Here is a 17,978-nt window from a genome sequence, read left to right as displayed (position 1 = left end):
GCACCTCTTGTTACTTAGCCTTCAGCAATGATTGCCAAGACTCTATCCAAATAATCCCGGGCTTCTTCAACCGCTGTGCCGTTACGGAAGTAGTCAGGAATCTCTCTTAAAAAGTCTTCTCTGGTAAAGGGTTGATGGATTAGGAACATTTCAATCATACCAGGCCTTAAGAGGCGGTTGCCTGTTGGATTTGGGTTGGCCTGCTCAATCTCCTGGGCTAGGGCCTGTAAGCGTTCCTTAAGGGTTAGGGCTGGAGACTCTTCCTCAATAGGCTTAGTTACCAGGCTTTCTGGAGATTGAGAAATCAGGGTTGGCTCAGGCTCTTTTTCTTTATCAAAGCCAACTTCTTCAAGCTCAATATCTTCCAGTTGAGCAGGCTCAATCACACCTATAATTATCGCCTCTTCAAGTGATAAGGGTTGCTCAAACCAGTCTAGATCCTCAGCACAAGGTGCAAGCAGGGGCTTGTCTGGGCATACCTCCGACTCTTCTCCATCTGCTTCAATAAGGTCAAGTTTAGCTGGCGGAGTGAAGTCAAAATCAAGCGACCAATCCAGTGGATTTTCGGCTTCCAGAGCAGATTTTTCCTGAAGAGCCTTCAAGCGATGTAATACAGGTGTTAGCGCTGCTTCGGGGTTTTTATACCAGTCGGTAGACCAAATGCGGTGGATTTCCCAACCTAGGTTTTCCAAGACCTCTTGACGGAGGCGATCTCTGTCTCGGACAGTATTGGCAGAATGGTAGGTTGGGCCATCACATTCAATCCCTATGAGGAACTGGCTTGGGTAATTTGGATTGCGAACCGCAAGGTCCAAGAAGAAGCCATTTACCCCTACTTGTGGCTGGCTGTTATAACCTGCCTGGGCCAGGGCTGTTTTCACGGCAAGGGCGAAGTCGCTGTCTGTTTCATTCTCAGGGCGGTCAAGGGTGTAGGTTTGCTGATTTTCACAATAAGCCAAGAAATCATGCAAGGCTCGTAAGCCTTGTGAGCTTGTTGGAGTCAGGACAATGTCGCTTGAGCCCATGGAGGAAAAAATGTGCATGCGTTTTTTGGCTCGGGTAAAGAGTACATTCAAGCGTCGCCAACCACCGTTAGCATTGATTGGGCCGAAGTTTTGCATAACCCGTTCACCTGCCTTTTTCCTCCCATAGGTCATGGAAATGAGGATAACATCTCTCTCATCACCCTGTACGTTTTCAAGGTTTTTGACGAAAATAGGCTCAACTTTTGCCTTTTTCTCATATAAGTCTTGTACATCAGGATTGTCTTGTAAGAAACGATCAAGTTCTTCACTAATGGCATCCCGCTGGGTGCTGTTCATGGCCACCAGGCCGATAGATTCCTCTGGTGATTGGCGGAGGATTTTTGCCATCATCTGGACCATGGCTTGGGCTTCTTGGCGGTTGATCTTGTTCTCAAACAACCCTTGCATTCTGTGCCAACGGATACCTAAATCACCGGCTCTTTCCATTGGTGAGGGGAAGAGTACTAGATCAGAATCGTAGAACTGCTGGTTAGAAAAGGCAATGAGGGATTCGTGGCGGGAACGATAGTGCCACCGCAGGCGGCGGGTCTTAAAGAGCTGATGGTTCATGGCTGAATCTAAAATCGATTCACTTTTTTCTACCGCAATAGCGTCGTTATCTATCTCATCCTGATTAAGACTAGCACTAAAGAAGCTGGTTGGTGGCAACTGTTTAGGGTCGCCCACAATTACCACAGAAGAGCCTTGGTGCATACCACGAGCCAAGGCTCCAATTGCATCTTCTGGTAAGATCTGTGAGGCTTCATCCATAACCACTACATCAAATTGGAAGTTACCTGGTTTGAGGTATTGAGCAACGGACATCGGGCTCATCATAAAACATGGCATCAAAGCTTGAATAGCATTGGAAGACCGATCCAAGAGGTTTCGAATGGAAATATGGCGGGTTTTTTTGGCTTGTTCGTGGCGAATTAAAGCCGCCTCGGTATAGTTACGCACCAAGCCCGACATTGTCCCTGCTGCTACCGGCCTGCGAGAGGCATTATAGGCAATTTTCTCCTGTTGTAGAGCCATCAAATGCTTATCGCATTCCCTAAAGCGTTGAATAATACTGTTATGGCTCGTGGCATTGAATTTACGAATATCAGGGTTGTTGGTAAAAATTTCTTGGGCTAACTGGTGATAAATAGCTAGGTTAATTGCTGTATGAAGCTGGTCAGGATCTAGAGTTTTACGCTCCAAGCAAGCGATAATCTTGCCTAGGCCTTGCTGCATAATCTCTTGTTTAGCTTGTTGATATTGCGTCCAAGTATGTAACCAGCGTGGTTTAGCGATGGCGATTTGGTTCTTCTGTAAGAGGGCTTCTAGGCTGTCTTGCGAGTCAATCCAAAGCTGTCTGTCCACTTGGCCTGCCTGCATAAAGGCATTTTCTTTGCTGCTTAGGTGAGCTTGGACAAGCGGTAGCTTTTCAGCAAGTTTTTGCAAGGACAAATAACCAGTTTGGGTTGGGGTGCTTAAAAAAGCCTCTAGCACTTGTGGGTGGCGGTTGAGGCTTTGCATCACCAAGAGGGTTTGATCTGCTTCGGTAATCGCTTGACTATCAAAATCCGTTGTCCAACTTGCTGGCAAGAAGGTCAGAGTGTTTTTCTTGTTGGTTATTTTTGTTTTGAGGGCTTGGGCTTCTTTTAGTCCCTGTGTCGCCTGCATAATTTGGCTAAGGGTTAGTTTTCCCTCCGCAAAGTAATCACTTAATCCTGTTTGAGCCTGAACCAAGGTTTTAATCAATTGCTCTAGTGGATTAGAACCTTCGGATAAATTGGTCTCTGGACCGATGCGATAGAGTGGCTTAATTGGGGTGTTTAGCAATTTAATCCCTGTTTGAATATCTTTTATCAAAGTAGCCAATGTTTGCTCATAACTTTTACTGAGAGCAAATGCTAAATCTTGGTTTAGGCTAAAGAGCGCTGAGCCTATTTTTACCCTATCACCAAAGCCTCTGCCGTATTCTGTTCGTACTTCCTGATACCAATTCCATAGATTTCTTAAATCTGAAATAGGCGTCTTAATGCCTTGATAATATTTTTTCAAGCGAGGTTTGCTATGGTTGAGATCTTTAATTTTAAGTAATAACTCCTGATAGAGAATAAGATCAGGTAGCAGGCTTTGCAACTTGTCGAAATCTGCTTGTTCCTCTTTGGCTAAGGCAAGTAAATCCCGTTTTGCTCCTCGCCACTGGCTGGAAAAAATCCTAAATAACCCACCATTTTGCAGGTAAGTACGAAGTTGGCGAAGTGTTGCTAAATCCGGCACTTGTTCTAGTTGGAAAACCGGCATAAGTTTTTGATGTAATGGATGTAAGAGGCTAAAACGCCGTTCCAATTCACTAAGCAAGGGAGCAAGATCTACATCATCAAACAAAGCTTCTCGCTTATTCCACAAGGTTGGTTGCAGGTGGTTAATGAATTTGACAAGGGTTGTCAATTCTTCAAAGCTGGATAAATTGCAGTGTAAGATGGGTTGCAAATCAGTAGGTAAATTAGGGCGAATTTTTTCTAATTCGGATTCCAGCAGGTTAAGTTTAGCTTGTATTTGACGAGCTGTTTCCAAATGGAAGGCAGACTGGCTTAGACTGACATTTAGGTCTGGATAAAGAGCCACAAGCGGGTCAATTTTTTGGAAAATTTGCACAATAGTTTGTGGGGCATTGATCTTATCTTGTTTGATTATCCTTGCCGCTTGAGCAAAGTGATCTTGCACGGTTTTACAATCCTGCACAAATTGGCTGAGGGCTTGAATATTTTCTCCCTGTGCCAAGTCTGCACTAAACTTCTCTCCTCCTTGCAAGACAGGTAATTCACTCAATGCGGTAGAAAAGCTGCTTAAATCTTCACCCAATAAAGAAAACTCAAGCTCAAAACCAAAAGTTGCCTGCCACTCTTGATAAAAAGCATAAAGGGCCTCTAGAGCACTATTCCATTGTTTCAGAGCATCAATTAGGGCTTTTTCCTCATAGTCTAGGAAGCTTTCTTTTTGAATTCCATGCCAGTAATGGCTCTCTATATTTCCGTCTGGAGACTGTTCAGCTACCTGTTTGTAAATATCAACTAACATCTTACCGCTTTCAATTAATTCTGTGCTTAAAAGCTTGGTGATCTGATTGATTTTGCTATCATCAAGGGATATTTGGTCGGGTGAAAGCTCAAGTTCGTGGCGATAGCGAACTGCTCCTGTCAAAATTTGGTGAATAGTCTTGCCGGTTTGTTGCCATTCTTGGTTGAGCAATTCGGCATAGTATTTGAGCTTTTCTTTATAGTTTTCGTAGCGGTCTATTTCATCATCAATGTGCTTAATATCTCTATACTTGTCCTGTTTGTCCATTTTTTGCACCAGATCCGTCAACATCTTCTGTTTGTTGGTGCGGTGGCTATGCAATTCCAAGCAGAAATCTCCCAGGCTCGCTCGATCTAAGCGGTCTTTTACCACATTAAGGGCGGCCATTTTTTCTGCCACAAACAAGACTGTCTTACCACTATTGAGACAAGCTGCAATCAGGTTAGTAATGGTTTGCGACTTACCCGTCCCAGGCGGGCCTTCGATCACTAAATTCTTTCCGCTTACCGCATCAATCAAAGCACTATGCTGGGAGCTATCGGCATCATAAATAAGGGGAAATTGATGATGAATATCCCTGCCCATCTCATCTAGAGGGTATTCGCTTAAGCGGGTTAAGCTTCCCTCGGCAGGTTTGGTGGTATGTGTAGCAAAGAGCTGTTGAACGATATGATGTTGCTCAAGCGGGGCCCATGCGGGCCAATTTTCAGGATTGAGATCCTCATACATGGCTTGTTTAGAGAAGTTGAGCAAGGCCAAGCAACCGTAGCGTTTAATCTTCCAATCTGGCTTAATGTTGCCCAGCATATCTTCCACTGCTTTGAAATAATCTTCGGGCTGGGTATCTTCTTCAACCAGAGGCAGGGTTAGGCCAAAATCATTGGCTAGCTTTTCTTTTAGGGTCACATTGCTAAAGCTGTCATCATCCTTGAGGCTGATGGAATATAAGCGAGTACCGGTTTTAACATCAATACGTTCAGCGGTAATTTGAATTGGTAGGGTAAAGAGGGGGGCTAGGTGACGTTTTTTCTGGGCCGAATTACCCTCTTCCTGCCACTCCAAGAAGCCTAAAACTAGATAGAGGATATTGGCCCCTGTTTCTTCAATGGCTGATTCAGCCTGTAGTCGTAGGGACTTTAATTTGTTATCTAACTGGGTTGGATAAAGAGTAGTCTGAAAAGTATGGAGCTGCTGGCTGGTCAGGGGCAGATCATGTTGGATATTTAATCCAATCTTTTTGGCCCACTCCTCCGCAGGAGGAATGTTGATTTTTTCTTCTTGGTCTTCTTCATCCTCTAGATTGGTTTTTTTATCTAAGCTTACTATCTTCTTCTCCGCAGAGGCCTCTATATATCCATGCTCTATCAACTCTTTTTCACTTGGCAGGGGGACATAGCGAAAGCCTAATTTTCCCCCCTTAGACAAAAGTTCAACAATAGCATTAGGAGATAAATCAAAGAGGTTTAGCGATCTGACCTTAGGAAACTTATAGTTAAGTAAGGGGCTTCGGTTGGTTAAATCTAGAAGGCGTTTGCGAATATTTTCGAGAGATGAAAATGCGAAATGTTGATGATTAGAATGGTCAGTATTAGACATTTTTTACTCCAATAAATAGGAAATATTGCTTTAAAATAAGCAGCTCTATAAAACTTATTAGGGAGAAGAAAGAAGGTAAAATGAGAGGTTTTGATTTGTTTACCGTTTATAAATAACCTAATTTTTACTTATTTAGCTGTAAAAAAGCATTGTAAATTGATTTTTTTTTTTTGCAATAATTGCATAAAAAATAACTGCGTTTTATATAAATGATTGGAAGCAAAGTTATCAACAAGCGGTCACTTCCCCAAAAAACTTGCAAAAATCACTTTTGACGAAGGCCTTTCAAAAATGCGACAATAGCTAATATTTACTGATATCGATAGCGCCAGCCTTTAGGCTGGTGCTTATGTTTTCAATATTTTATAAGAGAAATTATGAAAAATATCCCAATTAGAACGGAAGAAGAAATCCAAAAATTGCGGGAGGCCTGTAAGCTGGCTTCTGATGTACTGGTGATGATCGAACCCTATGTTAAGGTGGGCGTGACCACGGGCGAGTTGGACAAGATCTGCCACGATTATATGGTCAATGAGCAGAAGGTGATTCCTGCCTGCCTTAACTACCACGGCTTCCCAAATGCCACTTGCATTTCGGTCAATGAAGTGGTCTGCCACGGCATTCCAAGCATAGGTAAGGTGCTGAAGAAGGGCGATATTATCAATATTGATGTGACCGTGATCAAGGACGGCTACTTTGGCGATAACTCCAAAATGTACATCGTGGGCGGGGAAACCAATGTCAAAAGCCAACGTCTGTGCGAAGTCACCCAAGAGTCGCTCTATGTGGGCCTGCGGGCGGTTAAGCCGGGCATTCGCCTTAAAGAAATTGGCCGGGTGATTCAGCAGTATGTGGAAAAACAGGGCTTTTCGGTGGTGCGGGAATACTGCGGCCATGGTATCGGCACTGAGTTCCACTGCGATCCGCAGGTCATTCACTATCACGGCGATGACGGTGGCGTGGTACTGCAAGAGGGTATGGTCTTTACCATTGAGCCGATGATCAATGCCGGCAAGAAGGAAATTCGCCTCATGTCAGATGGCTGGACGGTTAAAACCAAGGATCGCAGCCATTCAGCCCAGTACGAACACCAAATTGTGGTGACCAAGGACGGTTGTGAGGTCATGACCATTCGTGAGGAAGAGGAAAAGGCTGGGCGAATTTCTCGGATTATGGTCAATAGTTAGTCTTTTTTCCAAAAGAGCAAGCGGTTGGATTTGCAGATTTCTTTGCAAAACCAACCGCTTTTCTTTTGCTGGTCGCTCAATCTGTTGAAAATTATGCTAAAATTCCGCTCTTTTAAGTAAATAGATTTGAGATAGCAATGAATTTAGCAGAATTTTTAGTCGAAACCTTGGACGGCCTCAAGGCCCAGGACATTCAGGCCCTGGATGTGCGGGGTAAGTCCAGCATTACCAATACCATGATTATTTGTACCGGGACTTCCAGCCGTCATGTGGGCTCCATGGCTGATAACCTGGTGGAAGAAAGCAAAAAGGCCGGTGTGGAAGTCTTTGCCTCAGAGGGTAAGGCCACGGCTGATTGGGTGGTGGTCGATTTTGGCCAGGCCATTGTGCATATTTTACAGCAGGAAAGCCGGGAAATTTACCAGCTAGAGAAACTTTGGGCCTAGGCTTTGCTCTAAGATGAAGATTCAACTGATTGCGGTTGGCACCAAGATGCCTGATTGGGTTAAAACCGGTTTTGAGGAATATCAACGCCGTTTTCCTAAGGATATGCCCTTTGAATTGATTGAAATTCCAGCGGGCAAGCGGGGCAAGAATGCTGATATTAAGCGGATTTTAGACCAGGAAGGCAAGGCCATGCTGGCAGCTGCTGGCCGGGGGCGGATTGTTACCCTAGATATTCCCGGCCGACCGTGGAAAACCGAGCAGTTGGCTGAGCAATTGGAGGCCTGGAAAAACGATGGTCGAGATGTTTGCCTCTTGATTGGCGGCCCTGAAGGCCTATCGCCTGAATGCAAGGCGGCGGCCGAGCAGAGCTGGTCACTTTCTCCCCTTACCCTGCCTCATCCCTTGGTTAGGGTGGTGGTGGCGGAAAGCCTCTATCGTGCCTGGTCGCTGACCACCAATCATCCCTATCACCGAGAATAGTAAAGACTTATGTTTGGCAAAGGAAAGAAAGCAAAACCCAAGCAAATTGTGCGTAATAGCGTGGCGGAAAGTAACCTTTTCGCCCGCCGTGCCCTTATTGCTTTTTTGGGGGTTTTGGGCCTAACGGGTGTCTTATTTGCTAATCTTTATAGCCTACAGGTGGTCAATTACGACTCCTATCAAACCCGCTCCAACGGCAATCGCATCAAGCTCCTGCCTGTGCCGCCAACACGAGGCCTGATTTACGACCGCAATGGCAAGGTATTGGCCGAGAACCTGACCTTCTTCGGCCTCTATATTGTGCCGGAGAAAACCGATAATTTAGAAGCCACCTTAACCGAACTCAAAAGCGTGATTGGCCTGAGCGAGGAGGATATTGAAGCCTTCCGTAAGGAGAAAAAACGCACCTCCCGCTATACGCCGATTTTGCTCAAGGGCGACCTGACTGAGGAGCAGATGGCCCGCTTTGCCGTCAATCAGCACCGCTTCCCGAGCCTGGATGTTCACCCTTATTTTAAGCGTAATTACCCTTACGGCGATGTCTTAACCCATCTCATCGGCTATGTGGCCAAAATCAACGACAAGGACAAGCAAAGGCTGATTGAGGCGGGTAAATTCGGCAATTATGCGGGTTCGCACGATATTGGTAAGTTAGGGATTGAGAAGTTTTATGAGGATCAGCTCCACGGCCAAACGGGCTTTGAAGAGGTGGAAATCAACAACCGGGGCAAGGTGATTCGCAAGTTGCGGGATCAGCCTGCGGTGGCTGGCAGCAGCGTCAAGCTGACCATTGACGTGGACATTCAACAGTATGTGGCCAACCTCTTGGGTGATCACAAGGGGGCCGTAGTAGTTTTAGATCCTAAAGACAGCAGCATTCTGGCCATGGTCACCAACCCGAGCTACGACAACAACCTCTTCGTGGGCGGGATTTCTGGCCGGGACTATAAGCAACTTTTGGACGACCCTGCCCGTCCCCTCTATAGTCGGGCCACTCAAGGGGTCTATCCGCCGGCCTCCACCATTAAGCCCTTTATGGCCATTGCCGGCCTGATGGAAAATAAGATTACCACCACCAGCACGGTCTTCGACCCAGGCTATTGGATCTTGCCCAACACCACCAAACGTTATCGTGACTGGAAGCGTTCAGGCCATGGGGTGACCAATTTAAACAAGGCCATCGCCGAGTCCTCGGATACCTATTTCTATCAACTGGCCTACGACTTGGGCATTGACCGCATGTCGGATTGGATGAAACGCTTTGGCTTTGGGGTTAAAACTGGCATTGATATTGCCGAGGAATCATCTGGCATTATGCCCACTCGGGAATGGAAGCAGAAACGTTACAAGAAGCCTTGGGTCCAGGGCGATACCATTCCCGTTGGGATTGGCCAGGGTTATTGGACCTCAACCCCGCTACAACTGGCCAAGGCCACTGCCATTGTGATTAACGATGGCAAGGTGAATACCCCACATTTGATGAAGGAAATCATGGGCAAGGAGATTGAACCCTACAAAGACCCCTTGCTCTATGAAGACTTAAACGATGTGCCTAAAGCCTACTGGCAGGCCTCCCGTTATGGTATGTACAATGTGATCAATGCCAGTAACGGAACCGGCCGCAAGGCCTTTGCAGGTGCGCCTTATCGGGCCGCGGGCAAAACCGGGACAGCCCAGGTCTTTAGCTTGGCCGAAAACCAGAACTATAATGCCAAGACCCTAAGGAAGGAGCTACACGACCACGCCCTCTTTATTGGCTATGCCCCTTATGAAGAACCCAAAGCCGTGGTTTCACTGATTTTAGAAAATGCTGGTGGGGGGGCAGTGCAGCTGCCCCAGTGGCCCGTAAGATTTTGGACTATGTGTTAAGAAAAAATTTGCAAGAAACCAGCCCAACTGAACCGCTTGCTAAAGAGGAAACCCGTGAGTAAGGCCTTTTTTAAACGTTTTTGGAAACTTTTTTCCTTGGATATTTTCCTGCTAGTGGGCCTGGTGGCCATTTCGGCCTACGGTATGCTGGTGCTTTACAGTGCCAGCGGCGGCAGCGAGCGGATGTTTACCAACAAGGTGGTGCAGGTGGGCCTAGGTATGGGGGTGATGTTGGTTATGTCCTTCTTTCCACCCCGTTTTTACCAGCGGATCTCGCCTTATTTATATGCCGTTTGTATTGTGATGTTGGTCTTGGTGGACTTGGTGGGGGAAACCTCCAAGGGGGCGCAACGCTGGCTCAACTTGGGCTTTGTGCGTTTTCAGCCCTCTGAGGTGGCCAAGCTGGCCGTGCCGCTGATGGTGGCCACTTTCTTGGGCAATCGGCCTTTGCCGCCCACCTTTAAGGATACGGCCATTGCCCTGGCTATTATTATTGTGCCAACCCTCTTGGTTGCAGCTCAACCAGATTTGGGTACTTCAATTTTGGTCTGTGCTGCCGGGATGTTCGTGCTCTTTTTGGCAGGCTTAAGTTGGAAACTTATTGGGGCGGGCGTGGTCTTTCTAGCGGGCTTTATTCCCATCATGTGGTTCTACCTCATGCACCCCTACCAGAAAACCCGGGTGATGACCTTGTTAGACCCTGAGAAGGATCCATTGGGGGCGGGCTACCACATTATTCAGTCCAAGATTGCCATCGGCTCTGGCGGTATTGAGGGCAAGGGTTGGATGGAAGGCACGCAATCCCAACTAGAATTTTTGCCTGAACCGCATACCGACTTTATTTTTGCAGTCTTGAGTGAAGAACACGGCATGATTGGCGTACTCATTCTCTTGGGGATTTATCTGTTTATTATTGCACGGGGCCTGATGATCGGGGCCAAATCCGACTCAGCCTTCGGGCGTATTTTATCTGGCGGCACAGCCCTACTCTTTTTTGTTTATGTGTTCGTCAATATTGGTATGGTAAGTGGCATTCTGCCTGTTGTGGGCGTGCCCTTACCCTTATTTAGCTACGGCGGAACCTCTTTCGTGACCCTTATGGCCGCTTTCGGCCTCATGATGTCGGTGTATGTGCATCGAAAACGAAAGGCAGACAACCCTTATAGCCGCTAACAAGCGGTCAAAAATGGGAAAAAACCTGCAAAAGCAACCGCTTGTATAGGAGAATATTATGCAATTAAAGAAAATTGCACTGGTGTTACTGGCCTCGCTCTTGGTCTTCAATCCACTTGCCCTAGAGGCCAAGACGACCCAAACCAGCAAGGCCAAAACCGCGATAAGCACGAAAAAATCGACCACCAAGAAGTCGGTAAAATCCAGTGCAAAAAAACAAACAACCAATGAAACCAAGCGGCTTTATGGTGTAAAAGGGGCTAAATTACAGCCAACCAAGGTGTCCACCAAGCGTTACAGCTACAGCGAAAAGGGTAAAACCTACTCCACGGCCAGCAAGGAAAGCTCCCGCTTATACAGTGCCACAGGCGTTGCCAGCTACTACACAGGGAAATTTAATGGCAGAAAGACCGCTAATGGTGAAATTTTTAACGATAAACTTTATACTGCTGCCCATAAAACCTTGGCCTTGGGTTCTTATGCCTTAGTGACCAATTTGCGTAATGGCCGTCAGGTTATCGTGAAAATTAACGACCGTGGCCCATTTAGCAAGGCGCGGATCATTGACCTGTCCAAGGCGGCTGCGGCTGAAATTGGCATGGTGCATTCGGGTGTGGCCAAGGTGCGGGTTGAAGCCTTGCAGGTGGATAAAGATGGCTATATTTCAGGCAAGGGTACCCAATCCCTGATTCGCCTGGCCAAAAAAGAGGGCCTAAACCTCAAGGTGCGGGGTTCTGGTGATAACCTGGCCGTCAAGGCTGTACCTGCCACCAAGGAGCAGATTGCCAAGGCCAATGCCTCTAAGCCAGCCTTTGGCCTCAAGGTGGCCGGCCTGAAAAGCGAAAAAGAAGCCAAGCAACTGGCCCGGGCCATTAAGCCTAAAACCGAGCTGCGAGCGAATGGCAAGGGCTTTGACTTGGTGGTGCATACCAGCAGCAACCTAGAGTCCAGCCAGGTGAAGCGCCAACTGGCCCGTTTAACCCATAACCAAATTTTCACTTATTCTCAAAAATAAATAGGATAGATAATGAACTTGAAGAAACTCTTTCTAAGTGTCAGCCTGGCGAGTTTTGCCCTGACCAGCCAGGCCAATGATGTGGATTATGGCCTAACCGCCCCACAACTCAACGCCCAAACCTTTGTCCTTATGGACTACAATTCAGGGGCGATTTTGGCCAGTCTTAACCCAGACCAACGTCAATATCCAGCCAGCCTGACCAAGCTGATGACCAGCTATGTGCTAGGCCAAGAGGTCAAGCAGGGCAGGGCACGTAATGAGGACTTGGTGACCATTACCGAAAACTCTTGGAGCCAAAATCCGAAATTTAAAGGCTCTTCCCTCATGTTCCTCAATGTGAACCAGCAGGTTTCCTTGGGTGATCTCAACAAGGGGATTATCATTGTTTCAGGTAACGATGCCACGGTGGCGGTTGCCGATCATCTTGCCGGTTCTGAACAGGCCTATATCGCCAAGATGAACGACTATGTGCAACGTTTCGGCCTGAAAAACACCCATTTTGCTACTGTTCACGGCCTCGATCACCCAGAGCAATATTCTTCTGCCCGTGATATGGCTATTATCGGCGCCCACGTTATTCGTGATTTGCCTGAAGAATACCCAATCTATGCGGAAAAAGAGTTTACCTTCAATAAGATCAAGCAGCATAACCGCAATGGTTTGTTAAACGACAAATCTATTCAAGTAGATGGCATGAAAACCGGCCACACCGATCAGGCCGGCTACAACTTGGTTGCTTCGGCCACCAATTCCAACACCCGCTTAATTTCGGTGGTCATGGGCGTGCCAACCTACAAGGGCCGTGAGGTTGAGAGCAAGAAGCTCCTCCAATGGGGCTTTGCCAACTTTGAAACCCTCAAACCGCTTTCAGCCGGCCAAAATGTGTCTGAGCAGTCGGTTTATTATGGCTCACTTAACAAGGTGCAACTAGGCACACTCAAGGACAGTTTTATTACCGTGCCAAAGGGCAAGTCAGCCGAACTCAAGGCCCGTTACCAGCTAGAACGTAAACATCTTGAGGCTCCTTTGGCTCGTGGCCAAGTGGTGGGTAAGGTGATTTATACCCTCAATGACAAGGATATTGCCAGTGTTGATCTGCAAGTCATGCAGGATGTGGAAGAAGCCGGCATCTTCGGCAAGGCCTGGGACTGGTTGGCTCTCACCATCAAGGGATTATTTGACTAATGCAACCGCTTGAACACCAACAAAGCGTCCGTGCTAGACGCCGGCAGAAGGATCCAAACGCTCCTTTTGTTCGCCCTAAATTGGAATTGCCAGATGGGCATAACAAACTGCTCCTGCATTCCTGCTGTGCACCTTGTTCAGGCGAGGTCATGGAGGCCATTTTGGCTTCGGGGATTGAGTTTACCATCTACTTCTACAATCCCAATATCCACCCACTCAAGGAGTATATGATCCGCAAGGAGGAGAATATTCGCTTTGCCGAAAAGCACAATATTCCCTTTATTGATGTGGATGATGACTACGAAAACGACCGCAAGGAATGGTTCAAAAAGGCCGAAGGCATGGAGTGGGAACCCGAGCGAGGCATTCGCTGCACCATGTGTTTTGATATGCGGTTTGAAAAGGCGGCCCAATACGCCCACGAAAATGGCTTCCCGGTCTTTACCTCTTGCTTGGGCATTTCCCGCTGGAAGGACATGAACCAGATCAACGGCTGTGGCCATCGGGCAGCAGAAAAGTATGATGATGTGGTTTACTGGGACTACAACTGGCGTAAGGGCGGCGGCTCGCAACGCATGATCGAAATCAGCAAGCGGGAACGTTTCTACCAGCAGGAATACTGCGGCTGTGTCTATTCCCTGCGGGACAGCAACAAGTGGCGTCTAGAAACCGGTCGCCAACGGATTGAGATCGGCAAGCTTTATTATTCGCCGGATTAATATACATTCCCAAAAAATTCCCCCCTTTGAAAAAGGGGGGTTAGGGGGATTTAAAAATTTCCCTTAACCGTATTTTCATTGTGAGGGGAAGAGGATCAGATAACCAATGACCTACTTCACCCTCATTCTTCTCTATCTCACCTCACTCAGCCTGATCGGCGGAGCCATATGGCGAGGCTACCAAACCCAGGGCTTCTCCTTCTTTCTGATCTTCAGCCTGCTCTATGCCATCACCTTTTATGCAGGCTTCCCGCTTTCGCTTGCCCTGCATTTTGGCTTTGGAACAGAACTCCCCGCCCTTGAACACCAATTTACCGCCTTTTTGTATGGCCTGATGGGCTACGCTATCTTCTATATCAGTTACCACTGGCGGTTACAAGCGGGGAAAAATCCTCCAAAATTTGCAAATAAGCAGGCAAAAGTGACCGCTTGCTTGCTTATTTTTATCGGTTTAGTCAGCCTTATTTGGTTTTTAGGCCTTAACGGTTTTCTGCTCTTTAGGCTGGAAAAATACAGCCAAATCTTTTCCAACCAGGTGCAGGGCGTTTACCTGAAACGCTTCTTCTATTTCTTTTTAGTGGGGAGCCTCTTACTTTATTTAAGCAACCCTAGCCGTAAAAACTGGTGGATCTTTGGGCTGGTTGGGGTTGTGTTTGGTGCAGTTAGCTATATGGCCGTGGGCGGAACCCGGGCCAATCTGGCCTTGGCAGTCGCCTTCTTTTTGATGATCGGTTTATGGCACCATTATCTTCGCTTACGCACGGTATTTATTATCTCATTACTCGGTGTCTTGGCCATGTTCGCCCTGGCCCTAGCCCGCTATAAATTGGAGGTAACTGGGGCAGAGGCGGTTTACACCTTCCTTTACTTAACCCGAGATACCTTCTCCCCTTGGGAAAATCTGGCCAAAGTCCTCAGCTATCCTCTAGAATTTCAGGGGCTCATGCCCATTGTGCGGGATTTTTATGTTTATATTCCCCAAAGCCTTTGGTCTGATCGGCCTGATATTGCCTGGAACACAGCCAATTACTTCACCAAGATCGTGTTAGGCAACCAGAGCGGATTGGCCATGTCGCCGACACTCTTGGGGGCTTTCTATATTATGGGGGGCTGGCCCTATATTGTGGGTGGAATGGTTGCTGTTGGATTTTTTGTGCGGGGGTTGGATTGGATCTTTCAAAGGGGGATTTTATGCCAGGCCTATTGCTTGGCCAATCTCTTTAATCTGATGGTCTTGGTGCGGGAGGGGGCGGATGCCTTTGTTTCTCGCTGGGTCTTTTTAAGTCTGGTGTTTGGGATCTCTTGGGGGGTAAGCAAATGTTTGAAACGTTAGAGGTGCGGGGCATTCCCTTGCAAGCGGTGCAAAATCTCGACATTTTTGCAAATTTCCTGATAAATAAAGAGAGGGTGCAGACCGGCAAGCTGATCGCCATTAATGCGGAAAAGGTGGTTTTATCCCAAGAGCCTGAGTTGGGGAAGATTCTCAAGCACAATGAATGGAATTATGCCGATGGGGTCAGTGTCGTTTGTACCCTTAAGAAGAAATATCCTCAATATCAAAATTTAGAACGGATTGCAGGGGCCGATCTCTGGCAGGCCTTGATGAAACGGGCGGGTGACCTGCAAGTGCCAGTTTTTCTGATTGGAGCAAAAGAAAATGTGCTGACCCAAACGCTTGAAAAACTAAAAGAGCAGAATATAGCCGTGGTGGGCTGGCAGGACGGTTATTTCACTGATGAAGAGGGCTTGCTCGAGCGGGTCAAACAAAGCGGGGCCAAGTTTATCAGTGTGGCCATGGGTTCGCCCAAGCAGGAAAGGTTGATGATCAAACTGCAAGAAGCTCATCCCAAAGCCCTTTATATGGGGGTAGGGGGGACTTATGATGTGTTTGTTGGGGCAGCAAAACGTGCACCAAAATCTTGGCAAAAACTGGGGCTGGAATGGTTTTACCGCCTCCTACAACAACCTACCCGTTATAAGCGGCAATTTAACTTACTTAAATACACCTATTATTACCTGACTAAACAGCTATAAAATCAACAAAAACATCAAATATTGCACATTTTGCACAAAATAAAAGCGAGCGAAAAACTTTTTGCAAAAAGTGCTAGACAGCCAGGGGTGAAAACTATATTATACGCCTCCGTTGCGACGCAGTACTGAAATAGAGCGTTCGTAGCTCAGTTGGATAGAGCGTTGGCCTCCGGAGCCAAAGGTCGCAGGTTCGAATCCTGTCGAGCGCGCCAGTAAGTCAATGCAAACCAACGAAACGTTAATGGTGGCTATAGCTCAGTTGGTAGAGCCCTGGATTGTGATTCCAGTTGTCGTGGGTTCGAGTCCCATTAGCCACCCCATTTACGAAAGTAAATCTGACGGCGAGTAGCGCAGCTTGGTAGCGCAACTGGTTTGGGACCAGTGGGTCGTAGGTTCAAATCCTATCTCGCCGACCACTTTTTTGTTCTTTAAAAACATATCAGACAATCTGTGTGGGCACTTGTTGATTGACTTGTTAAAAATATATTTTAATTTTGAAGTCTTAATAGGTGCTTAAACTAGAAATTCATTATTAGATGTTAATTTTAAATTGGCATTTACTATGTAAACTTTAGCTAAGCAGTTTATTGAGCGATTAAACTTTTTGAATTGAAGAGTTTGATCATGGCTCAGATTGAACGCTGGCGGCAGGCTTAACACATGCAAGTCGAACGGTAGCACAAGAGAGCTTGCTCTCTGGGTGACGAGTGGCGGACGGGTGAGTAATGCTTGGGAATCTGGCTTATGGAGGGGGATAACGACGGGAAACTGTCGCTAATACCGCGTAGTCTCTTAGGAGTAAAGTGTGGGACCTTCGGGCCACATGCCATAAGATGAGCCCAAGTGGGATTAGGTAGTTGGTGGGGTAAAGGCCTACCAAGCCGACGATCTCTAGCTGGTCTGAGAGGATGACCAGCCACACTGGAACTGAGACACGGTCCAGACTCCTACGGGAGGCAGCAGTGGGGAATATTGCACAATGGGCGGAAGCCTGATGCAGCCATGCCGCGTGAATGAAGAAGGCCTTCGGGTTGTAAAGTTCTTTCGGTGATGAGGAAGGCGGTTAGTTTAATAGACTAATCGATTGACGTTAGTCACAGAAGAAGCACCGGCTAACTCCGTGCCAGCAGCCGCGGTAATACGGAGGGTGCGAGCGTTAATCGGAATAACTGGGCGTAAAGGGCATGTAGGCGGTTACTTAAGTGAGATGTGAAAGCCCCGGGCTTAACCTGGGAATTGCATTTCATACTGGGTAGCTAGAGTATGTTAGGGAGGGGTAGAATTCCACGTGTAGCGGTGAAATGCGTAGAGATGTGGAGGAATACCGAAGGCGAAGGCAGCCCCTTGGGACAATACTGACGCTGAGATGCGAAAGCGTGGGGAGCAAACAGGATTAGATACCCTGGTAGTCCACGCTGTAAACGCTGTCGATTTGGGGATTGGGGTTTAACCTTGGTGCCCGAAGCTAACGTGATAAATCGACCGCCTGGGGAGTACGGCCGCAAGGTTAAAACTCAAATGAATTGACGGGGGCCCGCACAAGCGGTGGAGCATGTGGTTTAATTCGATGCAACGCGAAGAACCTTACCTACTCTTGACATCCATAGAAGGACTCAGAGATGAGTCTGTGCCTTCGGGAGCTATGAGACAGGTGCTGCATGGCTGTCGTCAGCTCGTGTTGTGAAATGTTGGGTTAAGTCCCGCAACGAGCGCAACCCTTATCCTTTGTTGCCAGCATGTAAAGATGGGAACTCAAAGGAGACTGCCAGTGATAAACTGGAGGAAGGTGGGGATGACGTCAAGTCATCATGGCCCTTACGAGTAGGGCTACACACGTGCTACAATGGTGCATACAGAGGGCTGCGAGACGGCGACGTTGAGCGAATCTCAGAAAGTGCATCTAAGTCCGGATTGGAGTCTGCAACTCGACTCCATGAAGTCGGAATCGCTAGTAATCGCAAATCAGAATGTTGCGGTGAATACGTTCCCGGGCCTTGTACACACCGCCCGTCACACCATGGGAGTGGGTTGTACCAGAAGTAGATAGCTTAACCTTCGGGAGGGCGTTTACCACGGTATGATTCATGACTGGGGTGAAGTCGTAACAAGGTAACCGTAGGGGAACCTGCGGTTGGATCACCTCCTTACCAAAGACGAGCAGTTACAAGTGTTC

The 17,978-nt window shown here is 47.4% G+C and carries 10 protein-coding genes, 3 tRNA genes, 1 rRNA gene and 1 pseudogene; 14 read left to right on the top strand and 1 reads right to left on the bottom strand.

The features are described 5' to 3' along the window. Nucleotides 1–14: 14 nt before the first annotated feature. Nucleotides 15–5,693, bottom strand: a complete 5,679-nt coding sequence (locus A4G20_01240; GenBank protein ID QIW15079.1) for a hypothetical protein — start codon at nt 5,691–5,693, stop codon at nt 15–17. A gap of 377 nt (nt 5,694–6,070) precedes the next feature. Here A4G20_01240 and A4G20_01235 point away from each other — a divergent pair, with 377 nt between their 5' ends. The 14 genes and pseudogenes from A4G20_01235 (at nt 6,071) to A4G20_01170 (ending at nt 17,959) form a co-directional block, all read left to right on the top strand. After that, the gene (locus tag A4G20_01235) at nt 6,071–6,880 is read left to right on the top strand and encodes a type I methionyl aminopeptidase (protein ID QIW15078.1); all 810 of its coding nucleotides are present in this window, start codon (nt 6,071–6,073) and stop codon (nt 6,878–6,880) included. Between the two features lie 137 nt (nt 6,881–7,017). Beyond that, nucleotides 7,018–7,326 (top strand): ribosome silencing factor, encoded by a 309-nt coding sequence (locus A4G20_01230; GenBank protein QIW15077.1) that lies wholly within the window; start codon nt 7,018–7,020, stop codon nt 7,324–7,326. A gap of 13 nt (nt 7,327–7,339) precedes the next feature. Then, a complete protein-coding gene (locus tag A4G20_01225) occupies nt 7,340–7,807 on the top strand; it encodes a 23S rRNA (pseudouridine(1915)-N(3))-methyltransferase RlmH (protein QIW15076.1) in 468 nt (155 codons plus the stop codon). Between the two features lie 9 nt (nt 7,808–7,816). Next, nucleotides 7,817–9,738: pseudogene (locus A4G20_01220) on the top strand (penicillin-binding protein 2). Further along, a complete protein-coding gene (locus A4G20_01215) occupies nt 9,731–10,849 on the top strand; it encodes a rod shape-determining protein RodA (protein QIW15075.1) in 1,119 nt (372 codons plus the stop codon). The pseudogene A4G20_01220 and the gene A4G20_01215 overlap by 8 nt, the downstream one beginning before the upstream one ends. 58 nt (nt 10,850–10,907) lie before the next feature. Then, nucleotides 10,908–11,864 carry a hypothetical protein gene (locus A4G20_01210; protein ID QIW15074.1) on the top strand — a complete coding sequence of 319 codons (957 nt, stop codon included), beginning with the start codon at nt 10,908–10,910 and terminating at the stop codon, nt 11,862–11,864. Nucleotides 11,865–11,882: 18 nt separating this feature from the next. Further along, on the top strand, nt 11,883–13,052 hold the full coding sequence (locus A4G20_01205) for a serine-type D-Ala-D-Ala carboxypeptidase (GenBank protein QIW16819.1): 1,170 nt from the start codon (nt 11,883–11,885) through the stop codon (nt 13,050–13,052). After that, nucleotides 13,052–13,771: a hypothetical protein gene (locus tag A4G20_01200; GenBank protein ID QIW15073.1), complete on the top strand. Its 720-nt coding sequence runs from the start codon at nt 13,052–13,054 to the stop codon at nt 13,769–13,771. The genes A4G20_01205 and A4G20_01200 overlap by 1 nt, the downstream gene beginning before the upstream one ends. 106 nt (nt 13,772–13,877) lie before the next feature. Then, nucleotides 13,878–15,104 (top strand): enterobacterial common antigen polymerase, encoded by a 1,227-nt coding sequence (locus tag A4G20_01195; GenBank protein QIW15072.1) that lies wholly within the window; start codon nt 13,878–13,880, stop codon nt 15,102–15,104. Then, nucleotides 15,089–15,805, top strand: coding sequence for a lipopolysaccharide N-acetylmannosaminouronosyltransferase (locus tag A4G20_01190; GenBank protein ID QIW15071.1), 717 nt, complete (start codon nt 15,089–15,091; stop codon nt 15,803–15,805). The genes A4G20_01195 and A4G20_01190 overlap by 16 nt, the downstream gene beginning before the upstream one ends. Nucleotides 15,806–15,940: 135 nt before the next feature. Then, nucleotides 15,941–16,017: transfer RNA gene (locus tag A4G20_01185), tRNA-Arg, on the top strand. 32 nt (nt 16,018–16,049) lie between these two features. After that, nucleotides 16,050–16,125, top strand: a tRNA-His gene (locus A4G20_01180). Between the two features lie 19 nt (nt 16,126–16,144). Next, nucleotides 16,145–16,221: transfer RNA gene (locus A4G20_01175), tRNA-Pro, on the top strand. 188 nt (nt 16,222–16,409) lie between these two features. Next, nucleotides 16,410–17,959: ribosomal RNA gene (locus tag A4G20_01170) — 16S ribosomal RNA — on the top strand. The last annotated feature ends 19 nt before the right edge of the window (nt 17,960–17,978 follow it).

It is taken from the genome of Pasteurellaceae bacterium RH1A, assembly GCA_012221805.1.
GTDB lineage: Bacteria > Pseudomonadota > Gammaproteobacteria > Enterobacterales > Pasteurellaceae > RH1A.
Note: the sequence above shows the minus strand (reverse complement) of the source record. Positions and strands in the feature narration are given on the sequence as shown.

Excerpts from the sequence above, each read along its gene's own strand:
- A4G20_01240 (QIW15079.1), bottom strand. The coding sequence starts at position 5,693 with ATGTCTAATACTGACCATTCTAATCATCAACATTTCGCATTTTCATCT.
- A4G20_01235 (QIW15078.1), top strand. The coding sequence starts at position 6,071 with ATGAAAAATATCCCAATTAGAACGGAAGAAGAAATCCAAAAATTGCGG.
- A4G20_01230 (QIW15077.1), top strand. The coding sequence starts at position 7,018 with ATGAATTTAGCAGAATTTTTAGTCGAAACCTTGGACGGCCTCAAGGCC.
- A4G20_01225 (QIW15076.1), top strand. The coding sequence starts at position 7,340 with ATGAAGATTCAACTGATTGCGGTTGGCACCAAGATGCCTGATTGGGTT.
- A4G20_01210 (QIW15074.1), top strand. The coding sequence starts at position 10,908 with ATGCAATTAAAGAAAATTGCACTGGTGTTACTGGCCTCGCTCTTGGTC.
- A4G20_01200 (QIW15073.1), top strand. The coding sequence starts at position 13,052 with ATGCAACCGCTTGAACACCAACAAAGCGTCCGTGCTAGACGCCGGCAG.
- A4G20_01195 (QIW15072.1), top strand. The coding sequence starts at position 13,878 with ATGACCTACTTCACCCTCATTCTTCTCTATCTCACCTCACTCAGCCTG.
- A4G20_01190 (QIW15071.1), top strand. The coding sequence starts at position 15,089 with ATGTTTGAAACGTTAGAGGTGCGGGGCATTCCCTTGCAAGCGGTGCAA.